Origin of the sequence: Convivina intestini (assembly GCF_003096575.1) — a bacterium.
In the GTDB taxonomy this organism is placed as follows: Bacteria; Bacillota; Bacilli; order Lactobacillales; family Lactobacillaceae; genus Convivina; species Convivina intestini.
Genome location: NZ_QEKT01000019.1, coordinates 1 through 2,648 on the forward strand (window position 1 = coordinate 1; position 2,648 = coordinate 2,648).

At 40.0% G+C, this 2,648-nt stretch carries 4 protein-coding genes; all 4 read left to right on the forward strand.

Translation table 11 applies throughout. The features are described 5' to 3' along the window. Positions 1 to 125: 125 nt before the first annotated feature. Genes C7384_RS07980 through C7384_RS07995 form a run of 4 tightly spaced genes read left to right on the forward strand, consistent with a single transcriptional unit; the run spans position 126 to position 2,592 of the window. Positions 126 to 524: a hypothetical protein gene (locus tag C7384_RS07980; RefSeq protein WP_116585403.1), complete on the forward strand. Its 399-nt coding sequence runs from the start codon at positions 126 to 128 to the stop codon at positions 522 to 524. 13 nt (positions 525 to 537) lie between these two features. Continuing rightward, positions 538 to 1,218: an AAA family ATPase gene (locus tag C7384_RS07985; protein WP_089940500.1), complete on the forward strand. Its 681-nt coding sequence runs from the start codon at positions 538 to 540 to the stop codon at positions 1,216 to 1,218. Continuing rightward, on the forward strand, positions 1,215 to 1,799 hold the full coding sequence (locus C7384_RS07990; protein ID WP_089940497.1) for a DUF669 domain-containing protein: 585 nt from the start codon (positions 1,215 to 1,217) through the stop codon (positions 1,797 to 1,799). The genes C7384_RS07985 and C7384_RS07990 overlap by 4 nt, the downstream gene beginning before the upstream one ends. 22 nt (positions 1,800 to 1,821) lie before the next feature. After that, the gene (locus tag C7384_RS07995; RefSeq protein ID WP_089940494.1) at positions 1,822 to 2,592 is read left to right on the forward strand and encodes a helix-turn-helix domain-containing protein; all 771 of its coding nucleotides are present in this window, start codon (positions 1,822 to 1,824) and stop codon (positions 2,590 to 2,592) included. Positions 2,593 to 2,648: the final 56 nt, after the last annotated feature.

Genomic DNA, 2,648 nt, shown 5'->3' on the forward strand with positions numbered 1-2,648 from the left:
GTGGCTGGTTCGTCTCTAGGCGATTACATTAAGCAAGTTCATGACGGCTATATGAATGTTGGTATCTTTGCACACAATATTGATGGCGATGACATATTAACAGAATTGGATTGGGAGGAAGACTGATGGCTAACGAATTAATGATTGTTGACCAATGGGGCGAGAAGTTTGGTGTCAAAGATTTAAACGATAAAAAGTTTTTGGAAAATATCACCCCTCAACAACTAGAAGACATCGTTTACTTGAAACAAAACATCAACCCAGTATTTAAAAATGTTGATGCAGTATTAAAAGAACGACTCAATAAAGGAGAACAATTCCCGCACATTTGTTTTTCTGAAACAGAGCGTTCAGATATTGACCAATCAGAACAGACAAAAATTGCTTTTGTTAAAAAGTATGGTTGGGATGCTGTCGAGGTAAAATCTCCAGCAAAACTAAAGCGAAAGTATGGAGAAGATATCCAACAAGACCTAGATAAGGTAATTGTTTATACTACTGGCCAACGCCTTAAATATGAATGAGGGGTGAATGAATATGATTACATTCCAACCAGGCCACATTGTCCCAGCAGGAAATATGTACTTTATTTACGGAGATGGTGGCACGGGTAAAACCAGCCTATCTAAATTGTTTAATGGACGTAAGGTGCTATTCAGCTTTGACGGTAGTTATAACGCTTTAGTTGATACAGACGACACGTTTGTGTTTGCTTTCGACCACTCAGATGCGCCAAATCTGCAAGGTAATGTTTGGCAGCTAATTAGCCAAGCAGCTATGAGCGACAAGTTTGACACCATCATTTTAGATAATGTGACGGCTTTGCAAAATTGGGTGCTGGAAAATATTGACGGTGCCAGTAAAGATGGCCGTCAAAATTATCAGAAACTACAAGTATGGTTTCGTGATTTGGGTATGTTACTTAGAAGCAGTAAAAAAACAGTTCTAGCAACAGCCCACCAAATCGATAATGGGTCAAATGGTCTAGATGGAAAAGGACGGTTTGAAGCAGACATGAACGCTAAGACATTCAATGCTTTTACAGCTCCATTTGATGTCGTTGGTCGCATCTACAAAGAGCAAAGTAAACGATATATTGACTTGGATTCAGAACAAGGAAACCACGCTAAAAATCGCTTAGATGAACGCACTTTAATTGGTGCTAATGAACTACTACAACCACAACAGGAAGTTAAATTAGAGGAGAAAACAGCATGAGCTTTAACGTAACAGTAGATCCAAACAATGTATTAGGTACATCAGTAGAAGAGGCTGGTAAGTATAACGTTCGAGTGCTTCCAACATCAGAAGCTAAACAAACTAGCACAGGAAAGGAAATGGCAGTCCTTAATTATGAAGTGACTGACGGAGATTATACAGGCGGACAAATTCGTTATGACAATATCGTTTGGGATGAGTCTGATGCTGACTCCATGAAACGCTCACAGAAGAGCTTTAATACGTTACTTGTTGCTGCTGGTGTTGATGCAGGGGTTCAAGTAAATAGCATTGATCAGTTTGTTAAGGGCATGATTGGCAAAGAAATGAGCCTAACTGTTGATTGGCGTGAATGGAACGGCAATATCAATTTAAACGTTAAGGCACATAATCCTAAGTTGCCAGACGGAAGTGAACCGAATGGTGTTACACGAGACATGTACGCTTCCAAGAACGGCATTGAACAAGCAAACGGCAATAGTGTAAATTCAACTACTTCACATCAACAAGCTAAGCAAACTGGGTTCAATCCATTTAGCGGCAGTCAAGTAAATATCAGCGATGATGATTTGCCATTCTAATTAATTGGTATAGGTGTTATATATGCAAAAATCAGTTCTTAAAATAAATAGAAAAGTTGGATTTACGCAAGTATATAACTCGGCTGTGAATGATTGTGAATTGTCCTTACAGGCTAAGGGTTTGTTACTAGAAATGTTGTCAAAACCTGATGACTGGGTATTTTACAAATCAAACATGCAGGACTGGGCTTCTAATGGCCGTGAAGCAACACAAAACGCCTTCAAGGAATTGGAGGAAAAAGGATATGTCAGTTCTCGACAGCTACAGAATGCAGACGGTAAGTTTGGGAACTTGGAAATATCTGTTTACGATTATCCGTTGACGGAAAACCGGTCACGGGAAACCGGTGACGGGAAACCCGTTAACGGAAAACCAGCAACTACTAATACTAATATAACTAATACTAATAATAATACTAAAAGTAATACTACCCCTACCCCTTCACAGGGGAGTGAGACACCTAAGCCATCTTCTCGTAAATTAACCAAATCGGAGACTGGTGACTTTGAAAAACTATGGCAGTTATATCCCAAGAAAGTTGGCAAAGGTGGGATTAGTGGTGCGATGAATGCTTATCGAAAAGCAATTCGGAGCGGTACTACTAACAAAGAAATTCAAGATGGCATCATGGCCTACCGTGAAAAACTAGAACGGGACGGTACAGAGTCACGGTTTATCAAGAATGGCAGTACCTGGTTTAACCAACGGGGTTGGGAAGATGATTACAGCGTGCCAATCACTAGCAAGCAAAGCGATCTAGATAGATTAGCAGCACAGTATGGAGATTGGTAATGCAGGCAATTGGAGAAGCGTTAAAGCCACTAGATAAGCTGCCGCAAGTACAAGAA